Consider the following 19656-nt stretch of genomic DNA (forward strand, 5'->3'; position numbering starts at 1 on the left):
TGGCGTGGTGCTTCACGGGGGTCCGACACGCCCGGACGGCCGTTTCCCGCCAGCGCCGGACGGCCGACGTGCGGCACACTCCCCAGGTGCCCATGACCGAGGTCGAGCTGCGCCTGCCCTTCCGCGCGCCGCTGCTGCCCGACAACCTCTTCGGACACCTGGTCGCCACCGCCGTGCCCGGCGTGGAGGAGTGGCGCGACGGCGCGTACCGCCGCACCCTGCGCCTGCCGCACGGCCCCGGCGTGGTCGCGCTGAGCCCGCGCCCCGACCACGTGGCGTGCCGCCTGCGCCTGACCGACCCCGCCGACCTGGACGCCGCCACCGAGCGCTGCCGCTTCCTGCTCGACCTCGACGCCGACCCCGCCGAGGTCGACACCGCGCTCGCCGCCGACCCGGTGCTGGCCCCGCTCGTCACCGCCGCCCCCGGCAGGCGCGTGCCCCGCACCACCGACCCGCAGGAGCTCGCCGTCCGCGCCGTGCTCGGCCAGCAGGTCTCCACCGCCGCCGCCCGCACCCACGCCGCCCGCCTGGTGCTCGACCGCGGCGAGCCGGTCGACGACCCGGAGGGCGGCCTGACCCACCTGTTCCCGACGCCGCGCGCGCTGCTGGAGGTCGACCCGGAGACCCTGGCCATGCCGCGCGCCCGCCGCACCGCCCTGCTGAACCTGGTCACCGCGCTGGCGGACGGCCTGGACATCGGCCCCGACTGCGACAGGGCCCGCGCCCGCGCGGCCCTGCTCGCCCTGCCGGGCCTGGGCCCGTGGACGGTCGAGACGGTCGCCATGCGAGCCTGGGGCGACCCGGACGCGTTCCTGCCCACCGACCTGGGCGTGCGCGCCGCCGCGACGGCACTGGGCCTGCCAGACCGCGCGGGGGAGCTGGGGCGCAGGTCGCGGCGCTGGTCGCCGTGGCGGGCGTACGCCGTGCAGCACCTGTGGGCGACCGGGGACCACCCGGTCAACACCATGCCGACGTGAGGAGGACGGACGTGGACCGCGTGCACACCACGCTCGACAGCCCGCTGGGCGAGCTGACCCTGGTCGCCACCCCGGAGGGGGCGCTGACCGGGCTGTACGTGTGCGAGCAGCGCTACCTGCCGGAGAGCTACACCTTCGGCGAGCGCGACGACGAGGCGTTCGCGGACGTGGCGCAGCAGCTCGCGGAGTACTTCGAGGGCAGGCGCAGGGAGTTCACCGTGCCGGTGGACCCGCGCGGCACCCCGTTCCAGCGGGCGGTGTGGGACGAGCTGCGGGCGATCCCGTACGGGGGGACGACGACGTACGGCGCGCTGGCGGTCCGCGTGGGCGCGCCGACGGCGGCCAGGGCTGTTGGGGCGGCGAACGGGCGGAACCCGATCAGCCTGATCGTGCCGTGCCACCGGGTGCTGGGGTCGACCGGGTCGCTGCGGGGGTACGCGAGCGGGATGGAGCGGAAGCTGTGGCTGCTGGAGCTGGAGGGGGCGCCGCTGAGCCGGAGTTCCGGTGGCTCCAGGTAGTTCCCGGATCGCAGGCGCGCGGCTTTCCCCCTGGCACTTCAGAATCGGGTGGGCGCGGGGTTCGAAACCCGCGCCCACCCTTTTCGCTCAGCTGATCGGGCGTCAGTCGACGACGTTGTTCAGGCGCTTCGCCTCGTACTCGTCGCCGCCCAGGCCGTACTTCCTGGCGCGGTGGTCCGTGCCGTGGTCGCCGCGCTGCTCGTAGGCCGTGTACTCGGTCTTCTCCGGGTTGTTCCACTTCTCGAAGATCACCACGTGGCGGTCGGAGATCCCCTCGCCGGTGGAGTCGATGAACAGGTCGCCGGGCAGCGCGTCGGCCGCGGCGATGTCGTGCGTGAAGTCCGCGCTCGCCAGTGCGACCGTGTTCGGGCCGGGTGTGGGCAGCTTCGCGGCCATCGACACGTAGCCGGAGCAGTCCTGCCGCCAGCCGTCCCAGTGCTGGTCGTTGAAGTACGGCACCTGCTCGCCGTTGTTCGCGGTCAACCAGCTCGCCGCGCGGTCGAGCAGTTCCCGGCGTGAGACCTGCGGCGCCGCTTCCGCCTTCGACGCGATCTCCGACGAGGTGGGCTCCGGTGGTGCTGCGGCCACCGCGGAAACGGGCAGCGCGCCGATCAGCGCGATTCCCAGGAATGCGGCGGTCGTCCCCCTGGTGATTCCCCTTGCGAGCTTCATCGCTCTCTCCCCTGTGTCCCCTGTTCCTGCTATCGGTCGTGCAGCAACCACTGGACCGGAAGGGGGAATCCAAGTCAAAGGTTTGAGGGGGGCGGGGGAGGGGAACTGCGCTACTTAAGTCGCTGCCTGAAGGTGTGAATGATGGTGACCTGGATTACCCGTTTGCAGGGGGTGGGTGGGGGTGGGGAGCCGGTGCGCGCGGGGGTGTGCATCGGACAAAAAGGACATAGCGCACGGTGATCTCCCGAAACGGAGAGTGTTTCGCGTTGGACTAGGCTCGCTGCGTGCCGATGTTCAGCAAGGTCCTCTCCCTGGTGCCCGCCCCGCTTCGGACCTTGGTCTTCCGGCACAGGGAGCTGCTGAAGTTCCTCGTCGTCGGCGCCACCTGCTTCCTGGTCACCACGGGGGTCAACTACGGCCTCAAGTTCACCGTCCTCACCGGCAAGCCGGTGACCGCGCTGGTGATCGCCACGATCGTCGCGACGATCGTCTCCTACGTCCTCAACCGCGAGTGGTCCTTCAACACCAGGGGTGGGCGGGAGCGGCACCACGAGGCGGCGTTGTTCTTCCTCATCAGCGCCGTCGGCATCGGGCTCAACTCGTTGCCGCTCGTGGTGTCCCGCTACGTCGTCGGGTTGCGCGTGCCCGAGGTGGGCCTGCTCGTGCAGGAGGCGGCGGACTTCCTCAGCGGCATGGTCCTCGGCACGCTGGTCGCGATGGTGTTCCGGTGGTGGGCGTTCCGCCGCTGGGTGTTCCCGCAGCGGGACGGGAGCGCCAACCGCCCGGCGCGCAGGCGCGTTCGCGGGCGCGCGCGCTCCCGGTCGCACCTCGACCGGGCGGCCTGAGCGGAGCGCGTGGTCGGGCGCCGGGGGTTCCCGGCGCCGCGGATCACCACGGGGTCAGCTCAGGGTCAGCTCGGCACTACCACCCGGTCGGCCAGGTCCCCCGGCAGCTCCAGCTTCGCCGCGAGCTCCGGGTCGAGCGGCTGCACGACCTCCCGCAGCGCGGGGAACAGCCGCAGGCAGTCCGCGGCGGCGCGGCGCATCAGCTCGTCCACCACCTCGGGGTTGTCGTCCCACAGCTCCTGGAACTCGTCCTCGTCGTCCGCCGCGGCGACGTCCTTGCGGAACGTCCTGGCCGCGCGCGACTCGACGGCGGCGAAGTCCTCGCCCGTCCAGTCCAGCTCCAGCGCCGAGGTGGCCTCGTCGACCACCGCGAGCAGCCGCCGCACGGTCGCCTGCGACAGGTCGCCCTGCGCCAGAACGGCCCCGACCACGGCCAGCGCGGGCGGCGTGGCGGACCAGACCGTGCCCTGGTGCACGACGGCCGAGGACAGGTGGTCCAGCGCCGCGCGGATGTCCCCGCCGTCCACCAGGGCACGCAGGTGCTCGGGCGTGTCGGAGGCGCTCCCGTACGCGTGGAACAGGGTGGACCAGGGGGTTTCGGCGATGAACGCGTGGATCGCGTCCGGTTCGGGCAGTCTCACCTCCGCAGTGTCGCACCGGGCCGGGCGGCGGCGATCTCAGGGGTTGGGCACCGCAGGTGATCATCCGGGTGCGGTCCGAGCCCGGAGGAGCGGCGGGGTGGGCACCCGCCGACTACGGCGTTCGGAGGCGTGACAGGGGGCCGGTCCGGGGCGACCATGTGCACTCGGGGTGCGCTCGGGGAGGGGCTGCGCTGATGACGGGTGACGACCGGGTTCCCTTACCGGGCAGGCAGCGCGTGCTCGCGCTGGTCCGAGAGTTCCAGACCAGACCGGAGGCGCGCGGCGCGCCCACGTCCCGCCGCACGCCCGTCCTGATCCTCACCGGGCCCCGCGGCTGCGGCAAGACCGCGCTGCTGGACGAGCTGGCCCACCGGATGACCGACCTCGTGCCGCACGCCCGCGTCGACTGCGCCAAGCTCGACCCGGACGCCCCCTGGGAGGTCCTCACCTACCTGGCGTTCGAGCTCAACCGCACCGCCGCGGGCTACCGGGCCATCCCGTTCCCCCGGTTCTTCACCGCGCGGGCCGTCGTCGCGGCGAGCTTCCGGGGCGGGGACGCCAAGAACCCCGCCGACCAGCGCGCCCGCGTCCGCGAGGTGCTGGAGCAGTACCGCAGCGTCGACCGGCTCAAGGACTTCCTGGCCAACCGGGCCGCCGAGGTCAGCGAGCTGCTGCCGGTGGTCGGCGGCCTGCCCGGCGTCGCGGGCGCGGTCCGCTACGCGCCCGCGCTCGTGCTGCGCGGCCTGGTGTCCCGCCCGCTGGGCAGGCGCGCCCTGCTCGGCTCCGGTGTGGACTGGTTCGGCTCCGGCGACCGCGCCTACGCCGAGCTGGCCCGCGTGCACCGCCTCACCCGCCCCGACGCCGACCCGGAGGAGAAGCGCGAGGCCGCCGAGTGGATGTGGCGGGCGTTCCTGGCCGACCTGCGGGCCGCGTTCGGCTCCGGCGCCGCCTTCGGCCGGGGCGCCGACGCCCGCTCCTGGTCGCTGGACTGCGCGCTGCTGCTGGACGACCTGGACTGCGAGGCGGGCCGCGCCCTCTACAGCGCGCTGGTCGCCGCGCGCGGCTCCGACGCCGACCCGCTGCTCGTGGTGGCCACCGGCGGCGCGGAGCTGGTCGAGGACGTGGCGGGCGAGGACGCCGCGGTGGCCGCCGAGGACGGCGGGCCCGAGGAGTGGATCGCGCGCGGCGCGCCCGACGCGCACCCGGTGGCGCTGCGCGACCTCACCGCCGACGAGGTCACCGAGCTGATCGCCGACCGGGCCCCCGCCTGGCCCGGTTCGCGCCGCGTCATCGCCTCGGCGGTGCACCGGTTCACCGCGGGCCACCCGGCCGCCACCGCCCTGCTGGTCACCGCGATCGCCGACACGGGCCCCGCCGCGACGACCCTCGCCGCCGTGCTCGGCAGGCGCTGGCGCCCCGCCGCCGACGAGCCCGACCGCACCAGGACCACCGTCGCGCAGCGGCTGGTGCGCGAGTTCACCACCGACCGGGACGACCTGCCGCTGCTGGAGCTGTGCGCCGCCGCCCGCGACGCCGAGCAGGCGGTCCGGCTCGCCGACAGCGGCCTCGCCCCCACCCCGCCCGGCCGCGACCCGGTGCCCGACCGGCTGCGCGCCCCCGGACCGGACGGCCGCCCGGTGCTGCTGCCCGCCCTGCGCCACGCCCTGCTGCTGCGCCTGGCCGCCGACCCGGAGCGCTGGCGGGCCGCGCACACCTGGTTGCGGGACAACGGCGATCCCGACGACCGGCTGCACCACGCCCTCGCGCTGCGCGACGTGCCCGCCGTCGTCGACCGCCTCACCGCGCTCGCCGACGACCCCGAGCGCTGGCTGGCCGCCCTGCGCGCCGCCACGACCGCCCCCAACGACCTGCCCGACGCGCTCGTCGTCCCGGCCAGGCTGCTCGCCGAGCTGGGCCTGCCGCACCGGGGCGGCGCCCGCGCCACGACCGCCCGGCTCGTCGTCGCCCTCTGGCTGGCCGAGGACCCGCTCTCCCGAGGCGACCGGGCCGACCTGCTCACCGGGGCCGCCGCCGACCTGGACGAGCTGCGCCGCGAGCAGCGCGGCAACGCCGAACCGCTGCGCAGGGCCGCCTCGGCGCTGCGCTCGCGCGGCGGTGAGCGGCCGGGGGAGGCCGGGCGCTGGCGCGAACCCGCCGAGGAACCGGTCGACTTCACCCCGCCGCTGCCCGCCGGGGCCCGCACCCGCTCCAGGGTCCGCGCGCTCGCGCTGGCCGCCGTGCTGGCCGTCGCCGCGACGGCGGTCGTGGGCTACTCGTGGGAGCTGCTCACCCGCTGCGCCGAGGGCGTGCACGAGCGCGGCGGCGAGTGCGTGGGCGTCACCGACGGCTCCTACGCGTTCGACCCGGCCGCCGAGGGCGTCTCGGCCGCCATCCTGGCCGAGAACGAGCGGGTCGCCGACCTGCCCCACGTCACCCTCGTGGTGCTGACCCCGCTGACGCCCCACGCGGGCGGCAGCGTCACCGACCGGCGGGTGCGCGCGCAGCTCGCGGGCGCGCACGTCGCCCAGCTCGCCGCCAACGGGGGCGACCGGCTGCCCAAGGTGCGGCTGCTGCTCGCCAACCCCGGCAGCCGCCAGCAGGAGTGGCGCCCGGTGGTCGAGCAGCTCACCGCCCTGATCGAGCCCGAGCGGATCGTCGGCGTGGTCGGCGTCGGCCTGAGCACCACCGCCGCCCACGACACCGCGCTCGCGCTGGCCGCCGCCGGACTGCCCATGATCGGGACCGTCGTCACCGCCACCGGCTTCGCCACCGACGCGGACGGCAAGCGCGTCAAGGGCTTCGTCCGGGTCAACAGCACCACCGGCGACCAGATCGGCGTGCTGTCCCGGCACCTCGCGCAGACCGACGTCCGCGAGGCCGTCCTGGTCTACGACAACAGCGAGAGCGACCTCTACACCGCCACCCTGCACCGCGAGTTCGAGCAGATCGCCGCCGCCACCGGCAGGCCCGCCATCACCGTCCAGGGCCAGTTCGACGTGGAGGGGTCGCTGGACGTCCAGTTCCGGGAGATCATGCGCGACCTGTGCGGCGACGGCGCGCCCGACACCGTCCTGTACGCCGGGCGCGCGGTCCTGCTCGACGACCTGATCGAGAGCCTGCGCGGCCGGGACTGCGTGCGCGACCGGCTGATCACCCTCGTCACCGGCTCGGACGCCGCGCTGCTGCGCACCAGGCCCGAGCTGCGGCCCGGCGCGCGGGACGCGTCGCTGCGCATCCTCTACACCCCGCACGTCGACCCGGACGCGGCGCGGCAGGCCGGGATCGCCGAGTTCGACGCGCTGGTCGCCCAGGTCGAGCGGCTCGGACTCGACCCGCTCGACCTGGCGGACGGGTGGGGCGTGATGATGCACGACGCGGTGCTGACCGCGCGCGAGTCGATCAGCCGGGTGAGCCGGGGGATGAACGCCGCGGCGGGGGAGCTGCCGTCCCGGCAGGACGTGCGGGCCGACCTGGAGCGGTTCGACCGCGAGCGCAACCGGGTGCTCGGCGCGGGCGGGGCGTTCACCATCGACGCGGGTACCGGGAACGCGGTGGGGCGGCGGCTGCCGGTGATGGAGGTCGGGCCGGACGGGAGCTTCTCGGTCAAGGCGATCGTCGACGTGCCGCGCTGAGCCGGGGCGCGCGGGGCTCGCACCGCCCGCGACCGCCCCGTCACGCAGCGCGAGTTCCCGCGTTCGCCACCTTCGCCCAGTTCAGCGGCACGTAGGGTGCCAAGATGCCGATCACGTTCGACACCACCGGCCTGGAGCAGCGCGACACCGCGGTGTGGGTCGACCCCGCCACCGGCGCCGTCGTCACGCTCGACTACTTCGACCTGCCGCCCGACCTGCCCGCCGCGCTGGAGGACGTGGACCTGCTGCGCCACCGGCTCGCCGGGTTCACCGCCGAGGCGGGCTGCCTGATCGAGGCCGAGGTCGTGCGGCTCGACGGCGTGCCCGCCCTCTACCAGCTGCTCAAGGTGCCCTTCCCGAACCGGCCCTCCGGGCAGGTGTTCCTGGCCTCCTACACCGTGCCCAGGGCCGGGTGCAGCGCCGTGCTGAAGATCCAGTCCCCGGAGCTGGGCACGACCGGGATGCGCGAGGCGGTGCTCGTGGCGCGCCTGGGCCACGAGAACTGGGTCGTCCCGCACCCGTACGCGCCCGAGCTCAAGGGCGTGCTGCCCCACCACCTCGGCGACGCGGCCGAGCACGACCCGCAGTTCCCCGACCACCCGCTCACCAGGGCGCGGGCGTGGGCGCGGCACGTGGCGCTCACCGGCCGGGTCGACCCCCGGTTCGCCGCGCTGCCGCCGTTCCAACCGCGGGGCTGACCCCGCTCGGGCGGCGGGGGAACCCCGGCCCCGCCGCCCAGGGAGTCCTCACACCGCCTGGTAGGCGGCCGTCCAGAAGTCCCGGTGCAGCCTGCGGCTGTCCGCGTGGTCCAGCGCCACCGACGTCAGCAGCACCCCGGTCAGCCCGCAGCCGGGGTCCGAGAACGCGCTCGCGCCCAGCGCCGCCCGCCGCCCGAACTGGCCGACCCCGGCGAAGTCCGTCCGCCGCACCCGCACGTCCACGCCCAGCCCGAAGCCCCACGCGGGCTCGGGAAGGCCCGCGCGCTGCCCGTCGGTCAGCAGGTCCGAGGTGATCAGCCCGGCGGCGGACCGGCACAGCACGTCCGGCCGCTCGCCCAGCAGCGCGCGGTGCAGCGCCAGCACGTCGTCCGCCGTGGACAGCAGACCGTCCGCGCCGGACTCGAACACCGGCTCGGCGCTGTGCCTGCCGTTCCACGGCGAGTCCGCCAGCACCAGCGCCCCGCTCTCCGGGTGGTGCGCGTACGCGCTCCCCAACCGCTCGGGCTCGGCCCGGAAACCGGTGTCCGCCATGCCCAGCGGCTCGAACAGCCTGGTGCGCAGCACCTCGCCCAGCGGCTCGCCGACCGCGCGCGCCAGCAGCACGCCCAGCACGTCCGCCTCGGACCCGGCCGCCCAGCGCAGCCCCGGCTGGTGCGCCAGCGGCAGCTCGGCCAGCCTGCGCAGCCACTCGTCCGGCTCCAGCTGCCCGTCGCGCGTGGCGATCGGCAGCGCGGGCAGCCCGGCCGTCATGGTCAGCAGGTCCCGCACCACCACCGGGCGCCGCGCGGGCTCGGTGACGTCGTCGTCGGAGGCGACCTGGAGCTCGGCCAGCTCCGGCAGCCACCGGGCCACCGGGTCGTCCAGCCCGATCGCGCACTCCTGCACCAGCAGCACCGCCGCCGTCGCGGTGACCGCGCCGCTCAGCTCGCCCAGCCGGAACAGCGCGTCCCTGCGCAGCGCGCCCCGGTCCGCCGCGCCGTGCACCTGGGCGTGCACCTCGTCCCCGCGCGCCACGAGCGCGACCACACCCGGCACCGCCCCGTCGTGGACGTGCGCCGCGAGCACGGTCTCCAGCCGGCTCAACCCCGCAGCCTCAAGCACGCCTCTCCCCAACCTGAACGATGTCCTGCGCTTCCCGCGCACTCTACGCAACCACCGGCCGCCGCTGCGCCGCTCGGGTGCCGAGGTCGCGCGGCCGGGGCCGGTGTGCGCAAGGGTAGCCGGCGGACCCGGCGCGAGGTGCGGTTTTCGGGTTCACCGGGCATTCGCGTCCCACCTCGCGGACGTTCCGGCGCGGGCCGCGGCGAAGCGCGTCGATCACGTCACGGGTGGTCACGGAGCGCACTGCCTTAAAAGAGGTTTAAATTCGCCTCGCATTTCCTTAAACAAGTGCGCGCGGGGGTGCGGCCCGGTGCGGCGGGTGTTCCGGGGAGTTCGCCGAACAAGGGGTTCGAGATCTGGTTGCAGATGGGAATTCGAGGGTGAGAGGGCCCGTTCCGCGCTCTCGCCGGCGTGCCCGGTGTGGGGTCCGCTGCTCGCGCGCCCACCCGACCCTCGGGGTGTTCGGGCACGTCAGGACGTTGCCCACCAGCGCCGTCGCGGTCGATAACAACTTTTCCCGGAACTTTTCCGCCCGGTTCCACCGCCCGGTCGGGCATAACGAGCGCCACCTCCTCGGGGTGCGCCGCACCGCACCGGGGAAGCCCGTCGCGCATTAGTCCGGCCTTGACATCGAGCGGTTGACCAACAAGTCTGTGGAAACGCTCTCACGGGACGTCGAACGATTGCCGTCCCGCCCTCCGGGTGGTCATCCTGAAAACCGCAGGGGGCGAGGGCCGAACTGCCCTGCAGCAGATGGAGGAGTCCGCTCGATGCGCACCAGAACGAAGTGGATGGGAGCGCTGGCGGCGGTCGCCACGGCCGCGACCGCCGCTACCGTCACCACCCTGATGCAGCCCGCGTCGGCGGCGGGGCCGGACCAGCTCCCGCTCACCGTCACGAACAACAGCGGCCGGTCGGACTCGGTGCACCTCTACGTGCTGGGCACCGACATCCGCAGCGGCAAGCTCGGGTTCGTCAACCAGTCGGGCGCGTTCACGGCGTGGACCGGCGGCACCAACCCGCCGTCGCCCGCGCCCGACGTGTCCATCAACGGCCCGGCCAACGGGTCCAGCTCCACCATCAAGGTGCCCAAGCACCTGTCCGGTCGCGTCTACATGTCGTTCGGGGAGAAGCTCAAGTTCTTCCTGACCCAGGACGGCCTGGTGCAGCCCGCGCCCTGGTCGCCCGGCGACGCGAACCACAACATCCTGTTCGACTGGAGCGAGTTCACCTACAACGACGCGGGCCTGTGGATCAACAGCTCGCAGGTGGACCACTTCGCCGTGCCGCACGCCGTCAGCGTGACCGGGTCCGACGGGGCGACCCGCAAGACCGGTGAGCTGAAGCCGGGCGGTCGCGAGAAGGTCATGAGCACCCTCAAGGGCCTCAAGGGCTGGGAGAAGACCGTGGTGACGCGGTCGGACGGCACGGTCCTGCGCGCCCTCGCGCCGGGCAAGGCCGCCGAGGGCGGGCTGTTCAGCGCGAACTACCTGGACTCGTACATCACCCAGGCGTGGAACGCGTACACCGGCAAGACCCTGACCGTGGTGCCGTTCACCGACCAGCCGAGCGTCAAGTTCTTCGGGCGCACCTCGGGTTCGACGATGAACTTCACCGACGGCTCCGGCAAGCAGGTCGCCTCGTTCCAGAAGCCGTCGACCTCCGACGTGTGGGGCTGCGACGGCAAGCTGGGCGCGCCGAACGACCAGGTGGTCGGCCCGATCGCCCGCACCCTGTGCGCGGCGCTGCACCGCTCCACCCTCGGCACGATCGACACCCAGCCGGGTGGCGGCGCGGCCGACTTCTACAAGGGCGACATCACCAACCACTACTCGCGCCTGGTGCACGAGAACATGGTGGACGGGCGGGCCTACGGCTTCGCGTTCGACGACGTCCAGGCCCAGGAGTCCCTGGTGCACTCCGGCGACCCGCGCTCCGCGGGCATCACGCTGACCCCGTTCACCGGGGGCGGCAACACCGGGGGTGGCAACACCGGCGGCGGGAACAACGGCGGCGGCAACACCCAGCCGACCACCACCACGAAGCCCCCGACGTCGAACGACCCGCAGCCCGCGGGCGGCTCGATCGTCAGCGCGTGGCAGGGCAAGTGCGTCACCGTGCCGAACAACAACTTCTCCGACGGCCAGCGGCTGACCGTGTCCGACTGCACCGGCGGCGCGGGCCAGAAGTGGGAGTTCAAGGACGGCACGCTGCGCAGCGGCGGCATGTGCGCCGACGTGGCGTGGGGCTCCACCGCGAACGGCGCGGCGGTCCAGCTCGTCAAGTGCAGCGGCAACGCGGCCCAGAAGTGGGTGCTGTCCGGCGCGGGCGACCTGGTCAACCCGCAGGCCAATAAGTGCGTCGACATCGCCGAGTGGAACCCGGCCAACGGCGCCGTCCTCCAGATCTGGGAGTGCGGCGGCACGGCCAACCAGAAGTGGCGCCGGGCCTGACGGTCGGGCGGTTCTGGAGCGGGGCGCCGGTCTTTCGACCGGCGCCCCGCTCCTCGTTCAGCCGCAGGTGATGTCGTTCGGGTCCGGCTTGTGCCCCTTCGGGTCGGCCCCGACCAGGTTCCGCTGGAAGAACTCCTCCCACAGCGCCCCGGCCAGCAGCTGCCGCAGCTTCTTCGCGACCGCCTCGCAGCGCGCGGTGTCGCCCTTGGGGAACCCGACGCCGTACCGCTCCTGCTGGCCGAACGCCACGTTCGGCAGCACCACCACGTCCGAGTGCTTGGTCGTGTACCCGTGCAGCAGCAGCTGGTCCGTGGAGACCGCCGCCGCCGACCCCTCCCGCAGCCGCGAGAAGCACTCCTCGTAGTAGCCGACCTCGGTCGGCACCAGCCCCAGCCCCTGGTACTCCCGGATCTGCGCGGACGAGGTCGACCCCCGCGTCACGCACACCGGCTTGCCGCGCAACGAGTCCATGTCAGGGAAGCGCGGCTGCCCGTCCTCGCCCCGCAGCACCAGCACGCCCTGCTGCGAGAGCATGTACGGCCCCGCGAACAGGACCTTCTCGCGCCGCGCGTCCGTGGTCGAGTAGCTGGCGACCACCATGGACACCCGGCCGCCCGGTTGCAGCTCCGCCTCCCGGTCGCCCGTCCGCACCGGTAGCGGCTCGGGCCGGAAGTCCAGCTCGGAGCCCAGCCAGTTGAGCAGGTCGTCGTCGAAGCCGCTGCGCTCGTTGGTCGCCGGGTCGACCATGCCCCAGCCCGGCGAGTTCGGCGCGACGCCGACGTCGAACCGCTCGGGGAACAGCCGCTCCGGCTCGGCGCAGCCCACCGCCAGCGCCAGCACCGCCACCACCGCCAGGAACCCGCGTCGATCAGTCACGCAGCACCGCCTCGTCCACCCGCACCCAGACCTCGCACGCGGTGTTGCCGCCGGAGTACTCCAGCACGACCTTCACCGCCGCCTGCCGCTTCGCCCCGTCGAGCGGCAGCTCCACCGCGGCGCCGGGCCTGCCGACCACCTCGGTCCGCTCCTGCCCGTCCACGACGGGCGTGTACCGCAGCTCCGGCGACCGCTCGCAGTCCCCGGTCCTGCGCGCGTTCTCCAGGCTCAGCGCCAGCACCAGCCGGTCCCGCTCGGGCGGGGAGCCGGGCAGCTCCAGCACCCGCTCCTCCCCGTCCCGCCACGGCTTCCCGCCGGTGAACCCGTCGGGCGCGACCACGTCCAGGGGCCGGGTGGCGTCCCAGACGGCGTAGCCGACCGCGCCGACCCCCACCAGTCCCAGCACGGTCGCGGCCCACGTCAACCTGCGCGCCCAGTCGACCGGCTGCCCGGTCCGGCCGCGCAGCAGCTCCGGCCGCTCGGCCACCAGGAGCCCCAGCGCGCCCAGCACGACCGACACCGGCAGCGCGATCACGCCCGCGAGCTGGCTGGCGCCGTTCAGGTCGAGCAGCGCCAGCGGGGAGAGCGAGGCGACGAACAGGGCGCCGAACAGCCAGCCGACCCAGCCGAGGCGCTTGTCGTGGACCTCGGGCGGTTCGGGCGGCGGCGCGCCGGGGCCCGCCTGCTTCCCCGACCCGCCGGGCTTCCGGCCGCCGGGTCTCCTGCTCCCGTCGGGCGGCACACCGCCGCGCTGCCGCGTCCCACCGGACATCACTACCCCTTTCACCCCCTCCTGAGGGGGAGGCCTGGTGCGCCCCAACCCGTGCGCCCCGCCGCGCACCGGTGGCGGACGCCGCGCCCGCGTCGCGCGACGGCGCTCGCGGGCGGTCACGCGCGGTCGACGGTCTCGGCGCGGTGCGGCCGGAACCGGTTCCCGCGCTGCGGCACGCCCATCCCGACCCCCTCGCTCCCGCGCAGGCGGGAAACCAGTATCCGGGGAATTCCCACCGGTGACCTCGGATTCGCCGGGCTCGACCGAGTTGTTACGCGCGCGCACCGGGAACGATCTTCGAGGGGGGCTCGATTCCAGGTCAGCGGGCATGGCCTCGGGTGTCGTCGGCTTTTGCGGAACGGTCGGGTGCATATCCATCCGATCGATTCGACCGTTCATTTGCGGAGCCACCGGAAAACGTTAGTTGTGAAACATATTCGCTGATCCGGGGCCCGCGAAATGCCCTTATGATCGCCTTGCGGCGAGGTCACCCGGAATCGCCGTCCGGGGAGTGGAGGTGGTCGGTGTCCAGCCCGTGGCGGGTCGAGGGGGAGCGGGTGTGGCGGATGGGCAACCGGTTGCCGCGCGCCGACGCGGCGACCTTCCGGGTGCTCAGCTTCTCGTTCGCCCGCGACGCGGAGCGGGTGTGGACGCCGTGGCACCGGGTCAAGGCGGACGCCGCCACGTTCCGCGCGCTCGACCGCGGGGTCGTGCACGACGACCTCGGCGAGCCCGTCGCGCACGGCTACGGGGCCGACCGGGACGTCGTCGTGTTCTCGGCGGGCGTGGGGCGGCCGGTGCGCGTCGCGGGCGCGGAACCGGCCGCGTTCCTGTCGCTGGGCGGGTTCTTCGGGCACGACGCGCGCTCCTGCTACTCGCACGGCAGGCCGCTGCGCGGCGCCGACCCCGGAGACTGGCGGATCGTCGACCAGCGGATGCTGTACTCCACCTCGGGCGGCCGGGTCTACCACGCGTGGCGCCCGGTGCCCGCCGACGCGGCCACGTTCACCACGCTCACCGTCACCAGCGCGGGCAGGCTCCGGCAGGTCGCCCGCGACGCCGAGCGGTTCTACCTGGACGGGGAGCCGCTGTCCGAGCGGGAGCTGGCCGAGCGGCTGCGGTGAGGGTCACAGGCGCACCACCACCCGCGTCAGCGCGCCGTCGTACGCCCGCGACCCCGACTGCACCGGCAGCTCGCCCGCGGGCCTGGGCGGCAGCAGCGACGCGACCTCGGCGGGCAGCCCGATCCGGTGGTCGGTGACCGCCAGCTCCGCCCCGACCGGGCACTCCAGCCCGAACCCGCCCGCCTGCCCGTAGAACTCCACCACCCCGGCGGGCAGGTCCCGACCGCCCGACCGGCACCCGGCGGGCACCACGACCTGCGTGCGCCACACCCCGGCGCCCGGCCGCACGGCCACCCGAGCGACCCCGTCCCCGGCCACCACCTCCACCCCCGGCGGCTCCAGCAGCCCGCTCGGCGCGGGCGCGCGCAGCAGCGGGCCGGTCAGCATCGGGAAGTCCTCCTTCAGCAGCACCCCGCGCTCCGGCCGCTCGCCCAGCGCGTGCCACGTCCACGCGCTGACCTCCGGGTCGCCGGAGAGCCACGACGCGCCGCCCCGGTCGTCCAGGTACAGCAGCGCCGTGCGCAGCGCCGGCTCCGCCCGCTGCACGCCCACCACGACCAGCCCGACCGCGACCACCGCCGCCCCGAGCCCCGCCCACCCCCGCGCGGGCAGCCTGACCAGCAGCGGGGCCAGCAGCACCCCGGCGACCCCGGCCAGCCCGACCCCGGCGACCAGCAGCGGCGTGCCCAGCGCCACCAGCAGCGTGCCGACCACCGGCGGGTACAGCGCGGCGGCCACCAGCGGGGCCAGCGACTCCAGCAGCGCGGACCGGTCGCCGCCCTCCTCCCGCAGCGCCGCCCACCACAGCGCGGGCAGCCCGGCCAGCAGCGGCCACTGCAGCAGCCACGTCGCCCCCGGCACCAGCACCGCCGCCGCTACCAGCGGCAGCGCCCCCAGCAGCAGCCCGCCCGCCACCAGCTCGCCGGGTCGCCGCCCGCGCAGCACCCGCGCCGCCACCAGCAGCGCCGCCAGCCCCAGCAGGCAGAACCCGGCGGTGAACCAGCCGGGCTCGGCCGGGTTGTCCAGCGCCGCGAACTCCACCCTCGGCTGGGCCCGCGCCACCACCCGCCACCCCAGCAGCGCGGCCACCGCCGCCACCACCACCGCGCCCAGCAGCACCCCGAACACCCGCAGCACCCCGCCCGCGCTGATCCGGCCGCGCCGCGCCCCCACCACGACCCCGGCGACCAGGCCCAGCGCGGTCACCACCGCCAGCCCCACCGCGAACCACACCGGGTAGGCCACCTGCACCCGCGAGAACAGGTCGAAGTAGACCGCGTCACCCCCGGCGAACCCCGAGGCCACCAGCCCCGGATCGGCGTTCCCCAGCGCCCGCACCAGCCCCAGCACGGTCTCCCCGTGGTGCTGGAGGCTGCCCTCGTCCAGGCCCTCCGGGGTGTCCTCGATCGAGTGGTAGTCCTCGACGTGCTCGATGAACGCGCTGTTCAGGCCGTTCGCGCCCGCGTCGGTGAACACGGTGAAGTCGCTGTAGTTCGGCATCAGCCGGTACACCTCCTTCGCGAGCGAGTTCCCGATCGGCCTGCTGCTCGCGCCCGCGAACGCCGCCACCAGCGGCCCGTTGCCCGCGCCCGTCTCGAACATCCACACCGGGCCGCCGCTGCCGCGCGCCTCGAAGTTCAGCACCGCCGAGAACCCGGCCACGCCGTGCCGCGCCACGAACGCCCGCGCGCCGACCGAGCCGCTCTCCTCGCCGTCGGTGAACAGGAACACCACGTCGTCGCGCACCCCGCCGGACGCCCCCAGCGCCCTGATCGCCTCCAGCACCGCCGCGACCGCCGCCCCGTCGTCGGCCGCGCCGGGGCCGGTGGGCACCGAGTCGTGGTGGGCGACCACCAGCAGCGCCCGGCCGCCCGGCGCGGTCCCCGGCACCCGCGCCACCACGTTGTGCACGACCGCGTCCCTGGTCACGCCGCGCTCGGGCAGCTCGACCAGCACCCGGTCGGTCTCCTCCACGACCTCGGCGCCGTGCCCGCGCGCGATCCCGGCGATCACCGAGCGCACCCGCGCGTTCTCCTCGCTGCCGATCGGGTGAGGGCGCTGGGCGATCTCCCGCAGGTGCGCCATCGCCCGCCCGGACGAGAAGTCGCCGTCCGGCGCGTCCGCCGCCACGGGCTGCGGCGGGCGGAACGCCAGCGCGGACAGGACGCCCACCGCGGCGACCGCCAGCAGCAGGGACAGGACGCGGAGCAGCCGCACGCCGACCATCCGGCGACCCTAGTGCGGCCCGCGCCCCCGGCCGGGCGTCCCGGTGCGCGCAGCTGCGGAGATCCCTGCACACCCCGCAACCACACCCCCTTAAGGGAGGTCACTCGTCGGTGGGAACGCGCAGCCAGGCGGGGGCGCTGAAGCCCTTCTCCGGCACCTCCACGAGCGCCCGGTGGAACCCCGGCAGCCCCGCTCCCGGCGCGGTCGCCTCCCGGTGCAGCCCGTCCGAGAGGGCGAGCGCGTGGTCGGCCCTGGGCGCGTCGCGCAGCGCCTCGCGCAGGGCGCGCGAGTCCACCAGCCGGTTCACCGCGATCGTGGCGTCGCCGACCCACCCGTTCACGCCCGGCTCGACCACACCCCGGTCCAGGGCGACCCGCAGCCGCAGCCGGGAGTGCGCGTCCAACCCGAGGTTCACCCCGCGCAGCGCCAGCGCGAACCCCTCCACCAGCCGGGGGACCGCCGTCAGGGGGTCGAGCCCGGACGGCAGCACCGCGAACTGGCCGTCCCCGGCCTTCTGCCGCGCCACCGCGGACTCCTCCACGCCCGCGTGCGCGAGCACCACCCGCAGCACCTCCACGAACCGCGCCTGCGCCGCCTTGGCCTCCTCGGGCGTGAACCGGCTGTACCGCTCCACGTCCGCGACCAGGCACAACCGCTCGGCCCGGCGGGAGGCGACCCGCGCGGACGGCGTCGCGGGGGAGGCGGCCGGGTCGGCGGGCAGGACCAGCGGGAACACCCAGGGCACGTCGGCGGTGGCGTGCCCGAGCGGCCCGCGCCCGAGCCCGCCGAGCCGGGGGCGCAGGTAGGAGGCGTCGAGCCGCAGCGCGAGCCGCACCTCGCGCTCCTCGCGCGTGGACGGCACCACGAGCCGCAGCCGCAGCGGCCCGCCGGGCAGTCCGGGGCCGGTGAAGTCGCCCGCGTACCAGGTGAACCGGGCGCCGCCGATCCCGGACACCCGCACCCCGGCGGGCCCGTCCAGCCCGACCGCGGCCGTGTCGGGCGACAGCTCGCCGCGCACGAACGCCACCGCGTACCGCCACCCGCGCGGCAGCGCGCCGAGGTCGAACACCACGTCGACGGCCACCGTGCCGTCCGGGCACAACCGGGCGGTGGGCACGCAGTCGACCACCGCGACCTCCCCCCGCCCACCCCCGACCAGCACCCGCCGCCGGGCGTGCGGCCTGCTCACGGGGCACACCCCGCGGACGTTGCGGACGTTGCGGACGCTGCGGACGCCGCGCACTCCGCGCACTCCGCGGACGCCGTGGACGCCGTGGACGCCGTGGACGGCGTGGATGCCGCGGACGCTGTGGACGGCGTGGATGCCGCGGACGCTGTGGACGCCGGGTACCTCGCGCACCCCGCGCACGCTCCGCCCGGTGACCGGGGGACGGCCGATGCGGGGCCGGAGGCCGCCTGTCGACGGCCCGCCCGTCCACCGGCCACCTGCCCGCTGGCCATGGCCGCCTGCCTGCCGGCCGCCTGCGCGCTGGCCGCCTGCCTGCTGGCCACCTGCCCACTGGCCACCTGCTTGCCGCCCGCCTGCCTGCTGGCCACCTGTCCACTGGCCATGGCCGCCTGCCCGCTGGTCGCCTTCCTGCTTGCCGCCTGCCTGCCACCCGCCTCTCCGCTGCCCACCTGCCTGCCAGCCGAATCGGCTTCCAGTGCGAACGCCGCGCTCGTCGCGGCCGGAACCGGTGGCACTTCCGGTGAAATCGGCTCGATTAGTGGGGTTGCCAGGGCCGAAAACGGTCGGTCGGGGAGTGCGCGAGCCCCACCCAACTCCAAATCGGCCCCCGAAATCGGTCCGGTCGCCGAATCCGCCGTCATTCCGGCGCCCGCCCCCGCCTGCGGTACCGGTCGCGCGCTCCGCGCCCGCCCGGCTCCGGGGGATTCCGCGCCCCGATCCACCCCCGTTCCCGCCGAATCGCCCGAGTTCGCCCCCCGGATCGCCGCCCGCACGCCTGAACCGGGGTCCGCTCCCACCGTCGATGCCCACCCCACGTCCCGGAAGGCCGACCACCCGGCCGCCCCGGCGGCCACCTCTGCCGTGCCCACTTCCGCCGTGCCCACCTCTGCCGTGCCCACCGCCCCCGCTCCCGCCCCGACCGCCTCCCACGCCACCGCCGCGTGCGCGGCCACGAGCGCCGCCCCCGCCCGGCCGCGCGCGATCTGCTCCTCGGTCGCCGCCAGCACTTCCCGCACGTCCGGGTCGGCCGCCAGTTCCAGCAGTCGGTCGCGGAGGCGGTGCGCTCGCGCGTCCACGCAGACCAGCTCGTGGTGCTCCCGGTGCCGCAGGCGGCGGTGCGGGCTGCCCGGCACCGGTTCCGGGCCGAGGACCTCGACGCCCAGCGGGGCGAAGCGCGCCGACGCCACGTCCTCGGCCAGGTCGGCCGCGCCCAGACCGGTCAGGGTCGACGCCAGCGCCCGGCGCAGGCACTCGGCCGCGTCCTCCCGGTACGCGCCGCTGTCGAACCACCGCCGCAGCTCCGCCAGCGAGCGCGCGGGCACCTCCCCGTCCAGCTCCGCCAGCGGCCCCGGTCCCCAGCCCGCCCACCGCTGCCCCCGGAAGCCGAGGCCGCGCAGCACGTCGGAGGCGGGCGGGTGGCCGCGCAGCACGTCGCCGACCGGTCCGAACACGCCGCGCTCGGCCCGCTGCTCGAACAGCACCCGCGCGCCGCCCGCCCTGATCAGCAGCACCGCCGAGAACGTCACCCGCACCATCCGGGGCCCACCCGCCGCCCAGGCGCGCGGCCCCCGCCCGCCGCCCCTGCTCGTCGTCCGCTGCGCAGGCACGCTCACCGCGACCAGCCCCCTCCCGCTCGTGCATCCGGAGAACACCCCCTGAAAACGTTTGCCAGGGTGCAGTGTGCACCGGGCGGGCGAATTTGTGCGAACTCGGCGCAGAACGTCCACTAAGTGGCCGGGAATTGTCCTTCGGGCGTGTTCGCGGGTCGCTGCGGGTGGCCGGGGGTTCGGGGCGTCGGACTGCGGTTTTCCGGCATTGTCGCAGGTGGTGGCGGTGGTCGTGGTGGTGGCCAGATCGTGGCCAATGCCTTGCCAGATCGCTGCCAGGTGTTCTGCATCGCCCCCGGATGCT

At 75.1% G+C, this 19656-nt stretch carries 15 protein-coding genes; 7 read left to right on the forward strand and 8 right to left on the reverse strand.

Features of this window, described 5'->3' with window-relative positions:
• The first annotated feature begins 92 nt into the window (after positions 1-92).
• Both CNX65_RS08205 and CNX65_RS08210 read left to right on the forward strand, forming a co-directional pair.
• Positions 93-977: a DNA-3-methyladenine glycosylase family protein gene (locus CNX65_RS08205; protein WP_096492225.1), complete on the forward strand. Its 885-nt coding sequence runs from the start codon at positions 93-95 to the stop codon at positions 975-977.
• Positions 974-1495 (forward strand): methylated-DNA--[protein]-cysteine S-methyltransferase, encoded by a 522-nt coding sequence (locus CNX65_RS08210; protein WP_096492226.1) that lies wholly within the window; start codon positions 974-976, stop codon positions 1493-1495. The genes CNX65_RS08205 and CNX65_RS08210 overlap by 4 nt, the downstream gene beginning before the upstream one ends.
• A 102-nt stretch (positions 1496-1597) precedes the next feature.
• Here CNX65_RS08210 and CNX65_RS08215 read toward each other — a convergent pair whose 3' ends face one another.
• Positions 1598-2167, reverse strand: a complete 570-nt coding sequence (locus CNX65_RS08215) for a C40 family peptidase (protein WP_096492227.1) — start codon at positions 2165-2167, stop codon at positions 1598-1600.
• A 290-nt stretch (positions 2168-2457) separates the two neighbouring features.
• Here CNX65_RS08215 and CNX65_RS08220 point away from each other — a divergent pair, with 290 nt between their 5' ends.
• Positions 2458-3012: a GtrA family protein gene (locus CNX65_RS08220; protein WP_096497678.1), complete on the forward strand. Its 555-nt coding sequence runs from the start codon at positions 2458-2460 to the stop codon at positions 3010-3012.
• A 65-nt stretch (positions 3013-3077) separates the two neighbouring features.
• Here CNX65_RS08220 and CNX65_RS08225 read toward each other — a convergent pair whose 3' ends face one another.
• The gene (locus tag CNX65_RS08225) at positions 3078-3653 is read right to left on the reverse strand and encodes a hypothetical protein (protein WP_096492228.1); all 576 of its coding nucleotides are present in this window, start codon (positions 3651-3653) and stop codon (positions 3078-3080) included.
• A 194-nt stretch (positions 3654-3847) separates the two neighbouring features.
• Between CNX65_RS08225 and CNX65_RS08230 the strand changes: the two genes are divergently transcribed.
• Together CNX65_RS08230 and CNX65_RS08235 are read left to right on the forward strand one after the other, a co-directional pair.
• Entirely contained in the window at positions 3848-7285 is a 3438-nt protein-coding gene (locus CNX65_RS08230; RefSeq protein ID WP_157767543.1) for an ATP-binding protein, read from the forward strand.
• A 104-nt stretch (positions 7286-7389) separates the two neighbouring features.
• Positions 7390-7983 carry a hypothetical protein gene (locus CNX65_RS08235; RefSeq protein WP_096492230.1) on the forward strand — a complete coding sequence of 198 codons (594 nt, stop codon included), beginning with the start codon at positions 7390-7392 and terminating at the stop codon, positions 7981-7983.
• 48 nt (positions 7984-8031) lie between these two features.
• Here CNX65_RS08235 and CNX65_RS08240 read toward each other — a convergent pair whose 3' ends face one another.
• A complete protein-coding gene (locus tag CNX65_RS08240; RefSeq protein WP_198320443.1) occupies positions 8032-9087 on the reverse strand; it encodes a serine hydrolase domain-containing protein in 1056 nt (351 codons plus the stop codon).
• 788 nt (positions 9088-9875) lie between these two features.
• Here CNX65_RS08240 and CNX65_RS08245 point away from each other — a divergent pair.
• Positions 9876-11558 carry a glycoside hydrolase family 64 protein gene (locus CNX65_RS08245; RefSeq protein ID WP_096492232.1) on the forward strand — a complete coding sequence of 561 codons (1683 nt, stop codon included), beginning with the start codon at positions 9876-9878 and terminating at the stop codon, positions 11556-11558.
• Positions 11559-11615: 57 nt separating this feature from the next.
• On the opposite strand, the gene CNX65_RS08250 is transcribed toward CNX65_RS08245, so the two are convergent.
• Together CNX65_RS08250 and CNX65_RS08255 are read right to left on the reverse strand one after the other, a co-directional pair.
• Complete coding sequence (locus tag CNX65_RS08250; RefSeq protein ID WP_157767544.1) at positions 11616-12434, reverse strand: transporter substrate-binding domain-containing protein; 819 nt, start codon at positions 12432-12434, stop codon at positions 11616-11618.
• Complete coding sequence (locus CNX65_RS08255) at positions 12427-13206, reverse strand: hypothetical protein (RefSeq protein WP_157767545.1); 780 nt, start codon at positions 13204-13206, stop codon at positions 12427-12429. The genes CNX65_RS08250 and CNX65_RS08255 overlap by 8 nt, the downstream gene beginning before the upstream one ends.
• Before the next feature lie 524 nt (positions 13207-13730).
• Between CNX65_RS08255 and CNX65_RS08260 the strand changes: the two genes are divergently transcribed.
• The gene (locus CNX65_RS08260) at positions 13731-14330 is read left to right on the forward strand and encodes a DKNYY domain-containing protein (RefSeq protein ID WP_096492235.1); all 600 of its coding nucleotides are present in this window, start codon (positions 13731-13733) and stop codon (positions 14328-14330) included.
• Positions 14331-14333: 3 nt separating this feature from the next.
• On the opposite strand, the gene CNX65_RS08265 is transcribed toward CNX65_RS08260, so the two are convergent.
• The 3 genes from CNX65_RS08265 to CNX65_RS37740 all read right to left on the reverse strand — a co-directional run bounded on the left by CNX65_RS08265 (position 14334) and on the right by CNX65_RS37740 (position 19358).
• The gene (locus CNX65_RS08265) at positions 14334-16556 is read right to left on the reverse strand and encodes a M20/M25/M40 family metallo-hydrolase (RefSeq protein WP_096492236.1); all 2223 of its coding nucleotides are present in this window, start codon (positions 16554-16556) and stop codon (positions 14334-14336) included.
• A 100-nt stretch (positions 16557-16656) separates the two neighbouring features.
• Complete coding sequence (locus CNX65_RS08270) at positions 16657-17745, reverse strand: hypothetical protein (protein ID WP_157767546.1); 1089 nt, start codon at positions 17743-17745, stop codon at positions 16657-16659.
• Positions 17742-19358, reverse strand: a complete 1617-nt coding sequence (locus tag CNX65_RS37740; RefSeq protein ID WP_157767547.1) for an SMODS-associated NUDIX domain-containing protein — start codon at positions 19356-19358, stop codon at positions 17742-17744. Before CNX65_RS37740 ends, CNX65_RS08270 begins: the two co-directional genes overlap by 4 nt.
• Positions 19359-19656: the final 298 nt, after the last annotated feature.

Origin of the sequence: Actinosynnema pretiosum (genome assembly GCF_002354875.1) — a bacterium.
GTDB lineage: Bacteria > Actinomycetota > Actinomycetes > Mycobacteriales > Pseudonocardiaceae > Actinosynnema > Actinosynnema auranticum.

Bases quoted from the DNA above. Each gene is read 5' to 3' on its own strand.
- CNX65_RS08230 (WP_157767543.1), top strand. From the start codon at position 3,848: ATGACGGGTGACGACCGGGTTCCCTTACCGGGCAGGCAGCGCGTGCTC.
- CNX65_RS08245 (WP_096492232.1), top strand. From the start codon at position 9,876: ATGCGCACCAGAACGAAGTGGATGGGAGCGCTGGCGGCGGTCGCCACG.
- CNX65_RS08265 (WP_096492236.1), bottom strand. From the start codon at position 16,556: ATGGTCGGCGTGCGGCTGCTCCGCGTCCTGTCCCTGCTGCTGGCGGTC.
- CNX65_RS08255 (WP_157767545.1), bottom strand. From the start codon at position 13,206: ATGTCCGGTGGGACGCGGCAGCGCGGCGGTGTGCCGCCCGACGGGAGC.
- CNX65_RS08220 (WP_096497678.1), top strand. From the start codon at position 2,458: ATGTTCAGCAAGGTCCTCTCCCTGGTGCCCGCCCCGCTTCGGACCTTG.
- CNX65_RS08235 (WP_096492230.1), top strand. From the start codon at position 7,390: ATGCCGATCACGTTCGACACCACCGGCCTGGAGCAGCGCGACACCGCG.
- CNX65_RS08205 (WP_096492225.1), top strand. From the start codon at position 93: ATGACCGAGGTCGAGCTGCGCCTGCCCTTCCGCGCGCCGCTGCTGCCC.
- CNX65_RS08215 (WP_096492227.1), bottom strand. From the start codon at position 2,167: ATGAAGCTCGCAAGGGGAATCACCAGGGGGACGACCGCCGCATTCCTG.